The organism is Bosea sp. PAMC 26642 (assembly GCF_001562255.1).
Taxonomy (GTDB): Bacteria; Pseudomonadota; Alphaproteobacteria; order Rhizobiales; family Beijerinckiaceae; genus Allobosea.
On sequence record NZ_CP014301.1, the window covers coordinates 5,357,858 to 5,373,295 of the forward strand.

Below are 15,438 nucleotides of genomic sequence, written 5' to 3' on the forward strand. Positions count from 1 at the left end.
CGGTGAACGAGGTCGCAGGCCATCTGCCGGGGCTCTCAGTGGGCGACGTGGCCTGGCGGACGCTGAGCTTCGGCGCGCGGGGCGAGAGCGTGGATGTCAGCGTGCCGATGCTGACGCCCGAACAGGGCGAGGCACTCGCCGCGCGCATCCGCGCCAATGCGCGCGCCTATCTCGCGACACTAAGCGTCACCCAGATCGTCGCCGTCATCGACGAGGCGATCGCGCAGCTGCTCGATCGCGCCCACCCCCTGCGCCGCAAGGCCGAACGGCTGTTGCCGATCGTCACCGGATACGATCCCGAGATGGTCCGGCTCGGACTGACCGGCTACCTGAAGACCTTCCGCCAGCCTCAGCTTAAGCGCTTCTTGGCGGAGGATTTCGCCGATCCGCCGATCCTCGACGAATTCCAGCCGCGCCCCAAGGGTGGCTTCGCGAAGGCCTACGGACCCGAACTCCTGCTGCATGTCTGGGCCGGCAATGTGCCCGGCCTGCCGCTGTGGAGCCTGATCTCCGGCCTGCTGGTCAAGGCCGGAACCATCGGCAAGCTGCCCAGCGCCGAGCCGCTGATGGCCGGCTGGTTCGCAAAGCTGCTGGCCGAGATCGACCCCAGGCTGGGCGAGTGCCTCGCCGTGATCTGGTGGAAGGGCGGCGACGAGGCTCAGGAGCGCGCATGGTTCGCGCAAGCCGACGTGATCGTTGCCTATGGCGGGAACGACGCGCTCTCTGCGATGCGAGAGCGCGTGCCCGTCACGACGCGCTTCCTGCCGCACGGACACAAGATCGGCTTCGGCCTAGTCTCGCGGACGGCCCTCGACACGCGCAAGGCCGGAGAGCTGGCGCGCCGCGCCGCCCATGACGTGATGAGCTACGATCAGCAGGGCTGCTATTCGCCCCAGATGCTGTTCGTCGAACGCGGGGGCCGCGTTTCGCCACGCGAGTTTGCGGCCTATGTCGCGCATGAGCTGGCCAGCATCTCGCGAAAGCATCCCCGCGGCCCACTGTCGATCGCGGAGGCAAGTGGCGTCGCGTTATGGCGAAATGCAGAGGAACTTCGCGTGCTCGCCGGCGCCCGCGAACTGCTTGGCGATCCGGCCGACGACTGGGCCGTGGTTTGCGTCGACGGGCCTGAAGCCCTGTCGCCAAGTGCTCTCGGCCGCACGATCAAGATTGTCGCGGTCGATACCCTGGCCGAGGCCGTTGCGCTGGTCGCGCCGCATCGCCGCTTTCTGCAGACCGCCGGCGTGGCCGCCGCCCCCGAAGAGCTCTTCCACCTCGCGAACCTGCTGGGACAGGCCGGGGTCACCCGCATTGCGGCGTTCGGCGCTATGACCTCGCCGGAGGCCGGCTGGCATCACGACGGTCGCTTCAACCTGCTCGACCTCGTTACCATGACGGAGATTGAGCAGTCCGCCGAGGCGGCGGCCGAGGGATTTGCCCCTTATGTCGATTGAAGCCTCGGAGAGCTTCGTCGCGATCGAGCGAGTCAGCTTCTCGCATGGAGCGGAGCCCGCAACGGTCGATGGCGTCGATTGGACGATCCCCCGCGGCGCCGTCCATTGTCTGGTCGGGCGCAGTGGTTGCGGCAAGACGACCCTGCTGAAGCTCGCTGCCGGGCTGCTCCTGCCCGACGAGGGCGACGTGCGTATCGACGGCCTCGTCCTGCGTGGCCCGGGCCCCCGCATCGGCTTCGTCTTCCAGTCATCGACCCTGCTTGATTGGCTTACCGTACTCGACAACGTCCTGCTGCCGATCTCGCTGAAACGACGGCTGCGCCCGCAAGACCATGACAAGGCGTTAGACCTGCTGGCGCGCGTTTCGCTGGAGGGTCTGGCGGCCCGTTACCCGCACGAGCTGTCCGGCGGGCAGCAGAGCCGCGTGGCGGTCGCGCGCGCGCTCGTCGCCGATCCAGCCCTGCTGCTGCTCGACGAGCCCTTCGCCGCGCTCGATGCGCTGACCCGCGAGGAGTTGCAGGACGACCTGCTCGCGCTCTGCGCCGAGCACAGCATGACCGCGCTTTTCGTCACGCACGACATTGCGGAGGCGGTCTATCTTGGCGATCGCGTCGCCGTCATGGCGGCCGGGCGGCTCCACCATCAGCTGACGATCGACCTGCCCCGCCCGCGCGGACGCGATCTGCGCTACGGCCAGCCCTTCAACGCGCTCTGCCGGGAGTTGCGGCAGGCGATGGACGCAGCAGCATGATCGCCCGGCTCTGCTCTGCCCTTCTCTTGCTCGCCCTGCTCGGTGGCTGGGAACTCTATTGCCGCCTCGCGGGCGTGCCCTCCCTGATCGTCCCGACGCCATCGAGCGTGCTGGCGACGCTATGGTCGGAGATCGCCAGCGGGCGGCTCTGGCCGCATCTGCGCATCACCGCGACCGAGATGACGCTCGGGCTGGCGCTCGGCTGCGCGATCGGGCTGCTCGCCGGGATCGTACTCGCCGAGGTCGCTGTCCTGCGCCGCCTGCTTCATCCCTACATCGTCGCGAGCCAGGTCGTGCCCAAGCTCGCGCTCGGGCCGCTCTTCATCATCTGGTTCGGCTTCGGCATGACCTCGACCGTCGTGATTACGGCGCTGATCTGCTTCTTTCCCCTGATGGAAAACATCGTCACCGGGCTCGCCCAAACCGACCCGGCGCGGCGCGAACTGTTCCGGATGCTCGGCGCCACGCGCTTTCAGACGCTCTGGCGCCTCAAGCTGCCGAGCGCGCTGCCGGTCATTCTGGCAGGGCTTCGCGTGGCCGTCGTCCTCGCGCTGGTCGGCGCGGTCGTCGGCGAATTCATCGGCGGCCGGGCGGGGCTGGGAGCCTCGATTATCGCGGCCCAGAGCGTGATGGATTCGAGCCTGATGTTTGCGCTCTTCATCGTGATCACCCTGCTGGGAATGTCGTTCTATCAAGCCGCACTCGCCCTCGAAGGCGTGCTGTTGCGCCATCATCTGAAAGGCTCGTCATGACCGCATCCTATCGTCGTCGCACCCTGTTCGCATTGGCCCTCGCCGGCCTGGCCGGAGCGGCCAGCCTCGTGTCCGCATCGGCGCAGACGCTCGACAAGGTGACCGTCGCGGGCTGGAGCCAGCCGATCAGCGAGATCACGAATCTGCTGGCCGAGCCCGACAAGGGCTTCTTCAAAAAGCAGGGCATCGCGCTGGACTATGTGCCCGGAACGGGCGGCGGCTCCGCCATCCAGACCATGTTGACGGGCAAGGCCGACATCGCCTTCACCGACCCGGCCGCCTTCTACCTCGCGCTCGACAAGGGCGAGAAGCTGGTCGCGATCTACAACATCTATCCGCAGAACGTCTTCAACGTGGTCGCGCCGAAATCCAAGGGCATCAGGGGCCCGGCCGACCTCAAGGGCAAGCGGATCGGCGTCTATAGCCTGTCGAGCGGCACGCGCCAGAACCTGCAGGTGCTGCTCAACCAGGTCGGCCTGACCGAGGCCGACGTGACGATCGAGGTCACCGGCCTGCTGAACTTCGCCCCGCTGATCCAGGGCCAGGTCGACGCCACGGCCGCCACCGATACAGGCCTCCTCGTCGGCCGCATGAAGGGCCTGCCCGAGGTCGACGTGATCGAGGTCAAGGACCATCTCAATCTGCCCAGCGACATCTTCGTCGTCACCCAGGCGACCTATGAGGCGAAGAAGGATGTGCTGAAGCGCTTCCTCGCCGCCTATCGCGACAGCGCCGCCTGGATGATCGCCGAGCCGCAGGCCGCCGCCAAGATCGCCGTCGAGCGCGCCATTAACGGCCGCGACGAGGCCCTCAACCTCGAAATCATCAAGCTGCGCAATCTCTCGAGCGTATCCGCCACCACCGCGAGCAAGGGCCTCGGCCATTTCGACGACCATGTCATGCAGCAGGGAGCCGACGCCTTCGCCAAGCTCGGCCTGATCGCAAGGCCGCTCGACATGGCACAGGTCGTCAAGACCGACCTGATCCCATAAGGCGAACTGGCATCATGAAGTTCAGGGACAGATCCGTCCTGGTCACGGGCGCAAGCCGGGGCATCGGCGCTGCAATCGCAAAGGCCTTCGCAGCCGAGGGCGCCTTCGTGGTCGTCAACTACCTGCGCAACGAGGCCGCAGCCAACGAGGTGGTCGAGGCTTGCGGGGCTCTCGGCGGGCAGGCGCTGGCCGTGGCGGCCGATGTGACCTCCGAAGCTCAGGTCGGCGTGATGATGGCGCGCATCGGCGACGAGATCGGCCGGCTCGACGCCGTCGTGAACAACGCCTTCGCGCCCTATGTCTTCGATCCCGACGATCGCCAGCGCTTCTGGGAAACGCCATGGTCGGCCTATCAGACCCAGATCGACGGTTCGGTGAAGGCCGCCTACACAATCTGCCAGGCCGCATTGCCGCTGATGCGCAGGCGCAGCCGCGGCAGCATCGTCAACCTCGCCAGCGATCTCGTGGCGCGCCCCTCGATTCCCTATCACGACTACACCACGGCAAAGGCCGCGCTGATCGGCTTCAGCCGCACGCTCGCAGCCGAACTCGGCCCGCTCGGCATCAGGGTCAACTGCGTGGCGCCGGGGCTGGTCTATCCGACCGATGCGAGCCGCTCGACCCGCGAGGACGTCCGTGCCGCCCTGATCGCGCAGACGCCGCTGCGGCGCATCGCGACGGTGGAGGACATTGCTGGGCCGGTGCTATTCCTCGCCTCCGACTGGAGCGAATTCATGACCGGCCAGACTTTGCATGTCGACGGTGGGCTGGTCATGGCTTGACGCAACAACGCGAATGCCGAGGGTCGACTCAACCCAGCATAGCACGAGGTGTGATTTCGCGTGTCGGCACGAAGATACCACCAATGTGACGACCGGAGGTACTCAGCGTATCGGGATGTTAGTTTCCGGCCGGCCGATTGGCGCGGTCTGCACAGCTATCGACGCCCCGCCCTGGCATTTCTCTGCCGCTGCCAGGAGGATCGAGAGCGCGATCACTTCCGCGGCGAGCCTGACATCCCCCAGCGAAGCGAAGCTGGGCGCAATGCGGATGTTGCTGTCTTGAGGATCGCGGCCGTAGGGCCAGGTCGAACCGGCGACCGTGAGCATGACGCCCGCCTCGTCGGCCAGGCCCACAGCGCGGCGTGCCGTGCCCGGCAGGGTTTCGACATTGATGAAATAACCACCCTGAGGGGCCGACCAGGTGGCGGCGCCCGTGCCTGTCAGGCGACGCGACAGGCCGTCCTGGACAGCTGTGAACTTCGGGACAAGGAGCGCCCGATGCTTTTCCATATGCTTCCGCAGCCCTCCCGCATTCTGGAGGAAGCGGACATGGCGAAGCTGGTTGAGCTTGTCGGGTCCAACGCCGCGCTTGCTGTTGCGCGCCATATACCAGGCGACGTTAGCCGGAGACGATGCGCTCGGGCCACCAGCCGCGGAAATGTGAGAGCGCCGTACGCAGGCACGGCGTTCCGAATGGTCGGTCTGAGGGGTCAGACCTTACGCTGCAGCGTGTGATAGCCGAGCGCGGCGCGGGATGCGCTCGCGAACTGCCGTTTCGACGGTCTCGATGTTGCGATCAGTGCTGCCCGGCCCATGGGATTAGCGATTTTCGTCGCCAGGACCCAATCGTCGCGGTTTCCGTGATTAACGCGATCTCGGTCTTCGGATTTGCCGTCATTATACGAATGCACCGAGATTGCGTTAGTTCACCTCAACACTCGGACGTATTGCCACGGGAAAGGGCTCGGTCCAAACACGATCGATTGGCGACCGCGTGCTTCGGAACTGCGTCGTCAAACTGGTTGATCAATTTTATTCTGCTAGACAGAACCGATTTTCTGTTTCGATAATATTTGGAGGTGCCATGGTTGTTAAGAACCGATCGAGCCATGAGGAAGGGCGCGGCGACATGGCCTCCGAACCCGGCTCCGACGCGAAAGCGTTGGGCGTTGCCTCCGTTCAACGCGCCCTCAATATTCTGACGGCATTTCAGGTCAACGATAGCGGTTTGACCCTGGCCGAGTTATCGCGGCGCACGGGGTACTATAAAAGTACCCTATTGCGCTTGCTTGCGACGCTTCAGGACCATCGCTTCGTGTCAAAGCTTCCGGATGGAAGGTATACGCTCGGATCCATTGTTTTCTACCTCGGGCAAGTGTACGATCAGTCGCTTAATCTTCGCGCGGTGATCGAGCCCGTCCTCAAGGATCTCGCCAAGGAAACCGATGAAGACGCCATGTTCGAGATCAGGGAGAACGATAGCCGTCTCGTGCTCCTGCGGTCCGATGGCCAGCAACGTGTCCGGGAGCATGTCATGGTCGGCACGCTGTTGCCGCTGGACGTTGGGGCTCCGGGACATGTGTTGACCCGGTTTGCGAACGGGCCCGGGCGGCATACTGGAGAGGACCTTATTATCGACAGCTTTGGCGAGCGGGATCCGGAGATCGCCGGCGTTGCAGCACCGGTTTTCGGGCCCGGCAGCCGATTGATCGGATCGCTCTGTGTGACCGGTACGATCACGCGGTTTCACAACAAAGAGCATTTGCGGGCCATTCGCGCTGCCGTGATGCGGGCTGCACGCCAGCTTACGTCCTCTCTGGGGGGTGAGGCGCGCTCGATCTTCCCTTAAGCCCCGCGACCCGGTCCCCCGCCGTTTGAGGGGGACGACGGGCGGATCTGGGAACGTGCCTCATCCGATCTATCCGCCGATGCCGCCGGCATCCGCCGCGGGTATATGCTTGATAAAATCCGTGACGTGACGGTGAGCCGTCGTCCACGGTGCTAACTCGACGGCCGTGTCAAAAAGTTCGTTGCGAAGGGCTCGGGGCTGCCATGATCGGGACGATTTGAATGCACATTCCGTCGCGAACAACATCTCCGCATCCTGGCGATGGAATATCACCTTCGGAAAAAGTCTGTGGTACTTTGGGTCCAGTGTAAAGCTCCGGAGTCTTCCTATGGACCCGGGTCAAGCCGGGATGACGGGAACTACGCTCTCTACTTCTCGGCGGGGATGGCGCCTTCGGCCTTTAGCACCTCATGGGCCGCCTTGAAGGCGTCGAGACCTGCCGGGATGCCGGAATAGACCGTGGCCTGAAGCAGGATTTCCTTGATCTCGTCCACCGTCACGCCGTTTGCGAGAGCGCCCTTGACGTGAAGCTTCAGCTCGACCGGCTTGCTGAGCGCCGTCAGCATCGCGAGGTTCAGCATGGATCGGGTCTTGAGATCGATGCCCGGCCGCGTCCAGGCATAACCCCAACACCATTCCGTCGTGATTTCCTGGAACGCCATCATGAAGTCGTCAGCCTTGGCGAGGCTGCCGTCCACATAATCGGCGCCGAGCACCTGGCGGCGGACTTTCAAGCCCTTCTCGAACTGTTCGCTACGGGACATGGCAAAACCCTTTTCATCGGTTGCGGAGAACAGGAAGGGGTACCGGCTACAGGCCGGGATGGAACTGCAAACAGCATCGTTGTCGGGAGGACCGTGCTCGCGGCGGCGAGTACGGTGCGGTCGGATTCCCGTCCCAGCCCGTCGGCGGCCTTGCGCCAGCGGTTCGCGCAAACGCGGGAATATTTCGCCGGCACCCATTCTTGTTCATCTCACCCCCTATCGCTTTGTCGCATCGCGCCCTCTGTGGAGCGCTTCCCGATCGCGGCTGATCGTCGTCGGACTATCGACCTCCTAGACTTATCGAGGCTCGAGACACCGTCAAGGAGTTGACTGATTGTCTGATCTCAGTCGATTTAATGTCTGGCCCTTCGGAAGTAGTAAGCCGTCGGCGCCTGGCGCATGATTTGGATCGTTGGCAGGACTATCGTCGTCGGCGGCATGTTGCGCCATAGTAGGCGTCGCGTGAACGGCCGAACTTCCTATTCGATTGTCTGATTGACTGCTTAAAAATGGCTGGATAAGCTCGTCCCGAGAACAATCGATCTCGGCCTGAAACAAAACATTCGACCCAAGACCACGCAATTATTGGGCGCCCGAGGAGGAAACATGCGAATCCGAGCCGCGGTCCTGCGCCGGTCCCCTATCCAGAGACCGTTCGGCGCCAACAAGCCGCTGAGCATCGAGACGGTCGAGCTCGATCCGCCGGGGCCGAACGAAGTCCTGATCAAGATCGCGGCGGCCGGTCTTTGCCATTCCGATCTCTCGGTGATCAACGGCGACCGTCCCCGTCAGACGCCCATGGTACTCGGGCATGAATGCTCAGGCGTGGTCGAGGAGCCTGGTCCCGGCGTCACCGATCTGAAGCGCGGCGATCGCGTGGTGATGAGCTTCCTGCCGACCTGCGGTCATTGCCTGTCCTGCATGGATGGCCGGGCGCAGATGTGCGAGCCAGGCCACGCGGCCAATGGCGCCGGTACGCTGCTGGGAGGCGAGCGCCGCTTCCATTGCGACGACGGGGCGGAGCCCTATCACCACAGCGGCGTCTCGGCCTTTGCCGAATACGCCGTTATTTCGCGGCGCTCGATCGTCAAGATCGAGGAGGATATCTCCATGGTCGACGCGGCCCTGTTCGGCTGCGCGGTCATGACCGGGGTCGGCACGGTCGTGAACACCTGCAAGGTCAAGCTGGGCGAGACCGTCGCGGTCGTGGGCCTCGGCGGCGTCGGGCTGTCCTCGATCCTCGGCGCGGTCGCCAGCGGGGCTTCGCGCGTCGTCGCGATCGATCTGGCGCAGGACAAGCTCGACCTGGCCCGCGAACTTGGCGCGACGGATACCTATCTCGCCTCGGACCCCGACATCGTCGAACAGGTCAGATCGTCGCTGAAAGGCGGTGTCGATCACGCGATCGAAATGGCGGGCTCCGTAAAAGCCTTCGACCTGGCCTACAAGATCACCAAGCGGGGCGGAAAGACCGCGACCGCGGGTCTTGCCGCACCGGGATCGCAGATTGTCATCCCGCCCGTGCATCTGGTCGGCGAAGAGCGCTCGATCCATGGCAGCTACATGGGCGGCTGCGTGCCGCCGCGCGACATCCCGCGCTTCATGTCGCTGTATCTGAACGGGCGTCTGCCGGTGAACCGGCTGCTCTCGGGCACCGGGCCGCTGGACGGCATCAACGAAGCCTTCGACCTGCTCGACCAGGGCAAGGTCGTGCGCCACGTCATCACCTTCTGAACCAGGTTCCTGCAGGAGTACCACGCCGCAATATCTTGCATTTGATCGAGATGGCCCGATCGCAAGAAGATAAATTGTCGATGGCGAAATCAAAAAGGATCGCTGGTGCTGCGAGAGAGGATTGAACTCTCGACCTCTCCATTACCAAGTGAATGCCTATGGTGATAGGCCATGGTGCGGTTTGATAAAATTCCAGTGAAACCGCCGTAATAGTAGCGATACTGAGCGATACGGAGTGATGGCGACCATCAGCGGCGTGTGTTACCATGCTGTTACCGGAGGTCGAAATGCATCCCCCTAGTTCAGAACCTGCGCCTGTCGCCGCCCAGCGCCGCGAACCAAGCAAGCTGCGGATGACCGAGGCGTCGATCCGCGCATTGCCGTCGCCGGATAAAGGCGAGCTCATCGTTTGGGATGAGAAGATGCCGGGACTGGCCTTGCGTATCGGCCGAGCCCGCCGCGCCTGGATTTACGTCTATCGTCCGCCTGGCGCATACACAGAGACGGGCGACGGCCAGCGCCGGCGCGTCAATCCCGTCAAACTACCACTTGGTGCCTGGCCTGCGCTCTCAGTCGAGAAGGCTCGCGAGGCTGCGCAGGTGGAAGCCGGCAAGGTCGCGAAGGGGCAGGATCCCGCGGCAACCCGTCGCGAGACCGGACGCCAGGACAAGGCGAGAGTGTCGGCCGCGCTCGATGACTACGAGGCCTCGCTGAAGCGCCGGCGGTACGTCAATGTCACCACTGCCATGAGCACGCTGCGCCGCAACCTCGCCAGCCTGAAAGCGCGCGATGTCGCCACGCTTCGCCGCGTTGACCTAACCGCCCTCATTGAAAAGCTCGAGGCGAAAGAAAAGCCTGGCGCCGCAGCAGATTTTCGTCGCCACGCGCGAACCTGGCTTGAGTGGTGCACAAATAAGGGGCTCGCCCCGTTCAATGTCCTAGCCGGTTTGCGGCGGGAGCGGTCAACGAAGGCCGAGCGCATCGATACCCAGGAGAAGGGCAGGGCCCTCACTGACGCCGAACTCACGGCCATCTGGCACGCCGCGGCGCCCGAGACAGTGTTAGGACGCTACATCCGCGCCATGATCCTGACGGGCGCCAGACGTGCGGAGATGGCGCGGCTGAAAGTCAGCATGGACGCGGGCAGCCATCTCGACCTGCCACCTTACCATACCAAGCAGGGGCGATCGCATCGCATTCCGGTGACACCCATGCTGCGAAGCATCCTAGCGGGGTGCGAGCTCACCCAAGAGCGGCTGTATTTTGCCTCGCCTCTGACGGGTCGCGAGATGAGCGGCTGGACGCAGCACGTCGCGAAGGTACGCAAGGCGTCAGGCGTTCAATTCACGCTGCACGACTTCCGCCGCACGATGCGAACCGGCTTGACGCGGCTTGGTGTTGACGAGGACACGGCCGAGATGATGCTCGGCCACCAGCGCGGCACCGAGTTGGACCGGATCTATGACAAGCACGACCGCTGGCAGGCGCGCGTTGATGCTGCGAAACAATGGACGGGCTTTGTCGAGGCGCTCGCGGCCGGGCCTGCGCCGGAACAGTCGAACGTTGTGCGTCTGAGCTCTCGGAAAGCGCGAGTCCCGTCGTCATCCCAGGCAAAAGCATCTTAAGCGGTTTCGACAATTAGCGAATTGGATCAGGGAGTTGCAGTTCAGGAAGCGATGGGGCATAGTGTCTGCCGACAACGCCCTGCGGCGGGTCGAGCTGAACCAAATAGGACACTGCGAAATAGCGAAATAGGGCGATTGATCAGCCCGAGCCTCCGCTCCTGAAATGAGGAGCATCGCTATGCAAATGCAGTCTGAAAGTTTCCAGTCTCCCAATGACATTCCGCTGGCCGTAGCGCCGGCTTCGCAGCCCGCAAGCGAAGCGGTTGTTTGCCGCTCGCGTCGCCGCGTGCCTTTGCAAGGCATCACCGACGCCCCGGACGAAACCGTGGTCACGATCGCCGAAGTCTCCGCGCTGAGCGGCTTCGCAACCGTCACCCTTCGCCTATGGGCGCGCAGCGAACAGCCACGTGGCCCCCGGCAGTTCAAAGTTGAAGGGCGGCCGCGGTACCGCCTTGGCGAGGTCCGCGCCTGGTTAAGCGGTGCCGGCTCAGGACGATGAGTGGAACGCTCGACGTCGCCACCCCGAAACGAAAAAGCCTGACGCCGCCGGCCAGCGGAACGCCAGGCAATATCGAGTCTCTGCAGATGCAGCCTAACACTAAACCAGTTAGTGAAGCAATCCATCCTGAAGCTAGGCGGCGTCAGGCGGTCGCCTTGGCAAAGCAAGGTCGTCGGGTTTTTCCGCTGCTTCCGAACGGAAAGACGCCGGCGGTCGAAGGGGGTCTCACCAGGGCCACGTCCGACCCCGAGCGGGTACACCGCTTCTGGTCAGAGGCTTTCAGCGGAGACCCGCTGGATTATAATATCGGCATCGCGACGGGCGAAGGCCTGCTCGTCGTCGACGTCGACAACAAGAACGGTAAGAACGGTTCCTTATCTCTGGAGGCGCTCGAACTGCGGAATGACGATCTTCCGCTGTCCTTGACGGTGCGCACCCCGACGGGAGGGGAGCACATCTACCTCACTACCCCCGAGGGGGTCTATGTTCGAAACAGCGCCTCAACACTCGGAGAAGGGCTCGATATAAGGGGCGATGGCGGTTACGTCGTGGCCCCTGGATCCGTCATCGACGGGAAGGCTTACGCGGTCGCGATCGATGCGGAGGACGCAAGCGCGCCCGACTGGCTCCTGCCGGTGGTGAGCGGTCCAAGGCCGGTAAAGACGCAGGCGCCGGCCGCCAACGATGACGATCTCGATACGCCGGAAGCCATTGCCCGCGCGACCGACTATCTGGTGAGCCGCGCGCCGCTGCACGGCACTTACAGCGTCGCCAACGGCGTGCTCGATTACGGCGTGACCATCGAGACGGCGTGCGGTCTCATGGTTGAGCACTGGAACGACAGGCGGCCGGAGCCGAGGTCCGAGGAGCACATCCGCGAGCGGGTACAGCACGCCGCGGATTACAGGCATAACCCGATCGGCTCGAGCAGCGCCGATGTCGAGTTCCAACATGAGGAGATCGACCAGAAGCCGATTGTTAGAACCGATGACGACGAATGGCCAAAGCCGACGCCGACTTCGTGCTCAGATCCAGCGCTGATCCCGCCACGGGAATGGATCGTGCCTGCGCTGCTCGCCAGAACCTTCGTCACCGCGCTCATCAGCCCTGGTGGTATGGGCAAGACCAGCCTTGGACTTGCGCTTGGCCACGCTATAGCGACCGGAAGACCAGACGTTATCGGCGTTGCGGTGCCCTCGCAGGCAAAGGTCTGGTACTGGAATCAGGAAGACGACGGGGCTGAGCTCAGACGCCGGAACGCCGCCATCCGGCAACTCCACAATATCTGCCCCGAGCAACTCCACATCGACGGCGATCCGGCCCTCTTCGTCGACAGCGGCGTCGAGCGTCCACTTATGATCGCGACACGAAGCCCAGGCGGGGCGATCAAGACCGCGCCGGAAGTCAAACGCATTATCGAGCAGATCAAGCGCAACGGCATCGACGTCTTCATCGTGGACCCGTTGGTTGAACTTCATGAAGCTGACGAGAACAACAATAAGGAAATGGCAAGTGTCCTGCGGACCTTGCGCGAAATTGCAGTACGCGGGAACTGCGCCGTTATGGTCGTTGCACACACACGGAAACCGGCGGGGGCCTCATCCGAGGGGCATTCCGGAGATGTCAATTCCTGGCGTGGCGCGGGGTCTCAAGGCGGGGTCGTGCGTCTGGCTTATACCTTGGACAGGATGACCCAGTCGGAAGCGAATGCTCTTAAAGTGCGGCCAGAGGACCGATCCTGGTACACCAAACTGGATAGCGCCAAGCACAACCTGACACCCCGAGGCGCTGACCCGCTCTGGTTCAAAAGCGTCGGGGTGACCATCGCGAATGGCGAACAGGTTGGCGCGATCCAGCCTGCAAATTTCTCGGCTGCGGATTTGGCGCGCCCAGTGCTCGGGCCGCTGGAGGAGACGCTTTTAGCGGCATTCTGGACCGCTATTCGGCGAAAAGGCCCCTTCGAGACGGTTTTGACCACCGCAGAATGGATGGCTGAAGCCGAATTGGCATGGGCAAAAAGCGGAAGTGCCGCTTCAGATCCGAAAGAGAGCATCCGGAAGTCTCGGCACGCGCTGGAAAAGAAACGCGCAGTCAAAAAAGTCAAACCTAACCAATGGCTTGCTCTTGTTCCGGAAGCGGCGGAAGTCACGGAAGTGGATGAAGTTGGAAGAGCGGAAGTCGGAAGTCCCCCTATAGGGGGACTTCCACTGCTTCCGCTGCCGGCTCTACCATCGCGATGTTGGGCGGGGGAGATCGGCCATGACGCTCCGCCGTTCGGTTACGATTCAGGGCAGGTCGCGCCGGCCGATGTCGAGAGCGACGCGAGACAAGCGCGAGCGGTTCCACAGCGGCGACTTGATCCTATCTTATGGCCAGCCGTTCGAATGCTTCGGCGTTGAGAAGCCGCTGTCTGGCCGTGTCTCGCATCGCTATCGCCTTCTGGCTCGCTGTGATGACTGCACAAGCCAATTCTGGCAGGTGGCCCTTCGCTCGGACATCAAGGCCGATCGGCTGCGCCGTCGCTGCGACGACTGCAAGGAGCCGATGCGGGTGACGAAGCCGGTGGCGAGACACGCAAGTGAGCGGCGGCTTCGAAGCGCGACGGAGAAGGCAACGAAGGCGCGCGACGCGAGGCACCTAGCTCGATTGGTCAAAGCGGCTCTCGCCGCGGGTGGCAAGCCCTTGGCCATGGCCATCGTTGCGGAGGGGAAGGGCATCCGGCGCCTGCGACGGGGGCATCTGCGATCGGCGAAAATGCTCAGCGTTCCGCTATCGGATATGATCCCGATTGAGATCGAGCGGCGGATCCGATTGCTTTCCATCCAGGAGATCACTCGATGAAGCGCCCTGAGAGAACCGTCCCCGCCAAGAAGCCGATGAGCCGTGCACAGCGAGTAACGAAGCTTCGGTTCCAGGTCGGCGACGTTTTCCTCTCGCTCGGGCAGCGGTTCAAATGCGAGGATTTGCGTGCGATCGACACGCCGCTCGGTTTCTGCATTCTGGAATATGAGCTCAGAGCGCAATGCTGCGATTGCCGCGGCAGCTTTATTCAGTATGTGACCCGATCTCAGATCCGGCGTGAGGCGCTCCGTCGGCGTTGCCACCCCTGCAAGAAGCCTGGCAGCATCTCCCAGCCCGTACGGGCCCGCCGCGCTGCCATAGCGCCGCAAGGGGCGAAGGAAGATCGCGAACAGGCTGTTCAGGCCCTCCAACAGGCGAAGGAAGATCGCCGGAAGGCTGTTCAGTCCCGTCAGCGGGCCGAGACTGCCGAGCGGCGCCGACTGGCGGCATTGCGCGTCCGCCGGATCCAGAGGCTCTCTGCAGCCATGGGGCAGCCGGTGCCGCCCGACATCAGCCTTGGTGATCTTCTCCAAGCCGAACAGCGTCATATCCGCAAAACGCGGCTGGCCCATCAACGAGCGGCATGGATGCTCGGCGTGCCGTTGTCGGAGATCGCGAAGATGGAAGTCGAACGGCGGATGCGCCTCCGATCGCAACAGACCTTCTGACGCCTACCAGAACCGGCTGCCTGGAATCCCCTTGAATGGTCCGGCAACGAGTGGCGTGATCCAACCGCCATAGAAGCCGCCGGGCTGCGGCGTCACTCGGTGGCCGTCGACCAGGCATTCATCGAACGGTCCGGCGTAGAACGCGATGAAGTTGGCCAGGATGCGGAATGCTGGCGTCGGCGATCGGTAGAGCCACCCGACCTGCTGTAACGTCTCGCCGCCGAGCTCGAGATCGACATAGCTGGCTTGCCCCTTCCATTCGCAGATGGAGCGATGCGGCGATGGTATGAGCCGCGCATTGGCAATGCTGTCGGGCGGGAGATAGTAAGTCGGCGGATGGCTCGTCTCGATGACGCGAACCGAGTCCCTGGCCTCCGCGATCGTTTGGCCGCGATGTCGGATCAGGATGTGGTGTGAGCACGCTTCGGCGACTGCGGGCCGCGGGAATGACCAGACGCTCTCCTGACCTGGCCCGGTTGGGTCGCGCGTGACGTTCATTGGGAATCCTCTCCAATCCATCGACTAGTGGATTGATCGGGACAAAAGCGGACGGCTTGGTTCACGCCGAAAGTCCACTCTCTGGAGAGCGGCCAACGGGATAAATTCGACCCTGAGCCGACTCTGGCAACGTCCGGTTTTGGGCAATCACCGGCGGGATGTCTGATAGTCAAGGCTTGCCTGCGGCGTTCCCGCGGCCGGGCTGTCAGTCCGCAGGCGGCGGAGCGTGCCG

At 63.5% G+C, this 15,438-nt stretch carries 14 protein-coding genes; 11 read left to right on the forward strand and 3 right to left on the reverse strand.

Features of this window, described 5'->3' with window-relative positions:
- The first annotated feature begins 2 nt into the window (after positions 1-2).
- From AXW83_RS25615 to AXW83_RS25635, 5 genes are read left to right on the forward strand one after another with little or no spacing between them, the layout of a single operon-like run.
- Positions 3-1,451: an acyl-CoA reductase gene (locus AXW83_RS25615; protein WP_066619176.1), complete on the forward strand. Its 1,449-nt coding sequence runs from the start codon at positions 3-5 to the stop codon at positions 1,449-1,451.
- A complete protein-coding gene (locus AXW83_RS25620) occupies positions 1,441-2,202 on the forward strand; it encodes an ABC transporter ATP-binding protein (RefSeq protein ID WP_066619180.1) in 762 nt (253 codons plus the stop codon). Before AXW83_RS25615 ends, AXW83_RS25620 begins: the two co-directional genes overlap by 11 nt.
- Positions 2,199-2,954 carry an ABC transporter permease gene (locus AXW83_RS25625; RefSeq protein ID WP_066619183.1) on the forward strand — a complete coding sequence of 252 codons (756 nt, stop codon included), beginning with the start codon at positions 2,199-2,201 and terminating at the stop codon, positions 2,952-2,954. Before AXW83_RS25620 ends, AXW83_RS25625 begins: the two co-directional genes overlap by 4 nt.
- Positions 2,951-3,946: an ABC transporter substrate-binding protein gene (locus tag AXW83_RS25630; protein WP_066619193.1), complete on the forward strand. Its 996-nt coding sequence runs from the start codon at positions 2,951-2,953 to the stop codon at positions 3,944-3,946. Before AXW83_RS25625 ends, AXW83_RS25630 begins: the two co-directional genes overlap by 4 nt.
- A 14-nt stretch (positions 3,947-3,960) precedes the next feature.
- Complete coding sequence (locus tag AXW83_RS25635; protein WP_066619195.1) at positions 3,961-4,728, forward strand: SDR family oxidoreductase; 768 nt, start codon at positions 3,961-3,963, stop codon at positions 4,726-4,728.
- A 102-nt stretch (positions 4,729-4,830) separates the two neighbouring features.
- Here AXW83_RS25635 and AXW83_RS25640 read toward each other — a convergent pair whose 3' ends face one another.
- Positions 4,831-5,334, reverse strand: a complete 504-nt coding sequence (locus tag AXW83_RS25640; RefSeq protein ID WP_066619197.1) for a PLP-dependent aminotransferase family protein — start codon at positions 5,332-5,334, stop codon at positions 4,831-4,833.
- A 478-nt stretch (positions 5,335-5,812) separates the two neighbouring features.
- Here AXW83_RS25640 and AXW83_RS25645 point away from each other — a divergent pair, with 478 nt between their 5' ends.
- Positions 5,813-6,577, forward strand: a complete 765-nt coding sequence (locus AXW83_RS25645) for an IclR family transcriptional regulator (RefSeq protein WP_066619199.1) — start codon at positions 5,813-5,815, stop codon at positions 6,575-6,577.
- A 368-nt stretch (positions 6,578-6,945) separates the two neighbouring features.
- Here AXW83_RS25645 and AXW83_RS25650 read toward each other — a convergent pair whose 3' ends face one another.
- Positions 6,946-7,341, reverse strand: a complete 396-nt coding sequence (locus AXW83_RS25650) for a carboxymuconolactone decarboxylase family protein (RefSeq protein WP_066619201.1) — start codon at positions 7,339-7,341, stop codon at positions 6,946-6,948.
- Between the two features lie 606 nt (positions 7,342-7,947).
- Between AXW83_RS25650 and AXW83_RS25655 the strand changes: the two genes are divergently transcribed.
- The 5 genes from AXW83_RS25655 (at position 7,948) to AXW83_RS25675 (ending at position 14,708) form a co-directional block, all read left to right on the forward strand.
- The gene (locus AXW83_RS25655) at positions 7,948-9,075 is read left to right on the forward strand and encodes a zinc-dependent alcohol dehydrogenase family protein (protein WP_066619203.1); all 1,128 of its coding nucleotides are present in this window, start codon (positions 7,948-7,950) and stop codon (positions 9,073-9,075) included.
- 266 nt (positions 9,076-9,341) lie between these two features.
- On the forward strand, positions 9,342-10,700 hold the full coding sequence (locus AXW83_RS25660; protein WP_082767406.1) for an integrase family protein: 1,359 nt from the start codon (positions 9,342-9,344) through the stop codon (positions 10,698-10,700).
- Between the two features lie 178 nt (positions 10,701-10,878).
- A complete protein-coding gene (locus tag AXW83_RS27435; RefSeq protein WP_156640438.1) occupies positions 10,879-11,199 on the forward strand; it encodes a helix-turn-helix transcriptional regulator in 321 nt (106 codons plus the stop codon).
- The gene (locus AXW83_RS25665) at positions 11,196-13,598 is read left to right on the forward strand and encodes a bifunctional DNA primase/polymerase (protein ID WP_082767407.1); all 2,403 of its coding nucleotides are present in this window, start codon (positions 11,196-11,198) and stop codon (positions 13,596-13,598) included. The genes AXW83_RS27435 and AXW83_RS25665 overlap by 4 nt, the downstream gene beginning before the upstream one ends.
- A gap of 438 nt (positions 13,599-14,036) precedes the next feature.
- Positions 14,037-14,708, forward strand: coding sequence for a hypothetical protein (locus AXW83_RS25675; RefSeq protein WP_066619212.1), 672 nt, complete (start codon positions 14,037-14,039; stop codon positions 14,706-14,708).
- 3 nt (positions 14,709-14,711) lie between these two features.
- Here AXW83_RS25675 and AXW83_RS25680 read toward each other — a convergent pair whose 3' ends face one another.
- Positions 14,712-15,206, reverse strand: coding sequence for a DUF427 domain-containing protein (locus AXW83_RS25680; protein WP_066619214.1), 495 nt, complete (start codon positions 15,204-15,206; stop codon positions 14,712-14,714).
- Between the last annotated feature and the right edge of the window lie 232 nt (positions 15,207-15,438).

Bases quoted from the DNA above. Each gene is read 5' to 3' on its own strand.
- AXW83_RS25625 (WP_066619183.1), top strand. From the start codon at position 2,199: ATGATCGCCCGGCTCTGCTCTGCCCTTCTCTTGCTCGCCCTGCTCGGT.
- AXW83_RS27435 (WP_156640438.1), top strand. From the start codon at position 10,879: ATGCAAATGCAGTCTGAAAGTTTCCAGTCTCCCAATGACATTCCGCTG.
- AXW83_RS25655 (WP_066619203.1), top strand. From the start codon at position 7,948: ATGCGAATCCGAGCCGCGGTCCTGCGCCGGTCCCCTATCCAGAGACCG.
- AXW83_RS25675 (WP_066619212.1), top strand. From the start codon at position 14,037: ATGAAGCGCCCTGAGAGAACCGTCCCCGCCAAGAAGCCGATGAGCCGT.
- AXW83_RS25645 (WP_066619199.1), top strand. From the start codon at position 5,813: ATGGTTGTTAAGAACCGATCGAGCCATGAGGAAGGGCGCGGCGACATG.
- AXW83_RS25660 (WP_082767406.1), top strand. From the start codon at position 9,342: ATGCTGTTACCGGAGGTCGAAATGCATCCCCCTAGTTCAGAACCTGCG.
- AXW83_RS25630 (WP_066619193.1), top strand. From the start codon at position 2,951: ATGACCGCATCCTATCGTCGTCGCACCCTGTTCGCATTGGCCCTCGCC.
- AXW83_RS25650 (WP_066619201.1), bottom strand. From the start codon at position 7,341: ATGTCCCGTAGCGAACAGTTCGAGAAGGGCTTGAAAGTCCGCCGCCAG.
- AXW83_RS25680 (WP_066619214.1), bottom strand. From the start codon at position 15,206: ATGAACGTCACGCGCGACCCAACCGGGCCAGGTCAGGAGAGCGTCTGG.
- AXW83_RS25665 (WP_082767407.1), top strand. From the start codon at position 11,196: ATGAGTGGAACGCTCGACGTCGCCACCCCGAAACGAAAAAGCCTGACG.
- AXW83_RS25620 (WP_066619180.1), top strand. From the start codon at position 1,441: ATGTCGATTGAAGCCTCGGAGAGCTTCGTCGCGATCGAGCGAGTCAGC.
- AXW83_RS25635 (WP_066619195.1), top strand. From the start codon at position 3,961: ATGAAGTTCAGGGACAGATCCGTCCTGGTCACGGGCGCAAGCCGGGGC.
- AXW83_RS25640 (WP_066619197.1), bottom strand. From the start codon at position 5,334: ATGGCGCGCAACAGCAAGCGCGGCGTTGGACCCGACAAGCTCAACCAG.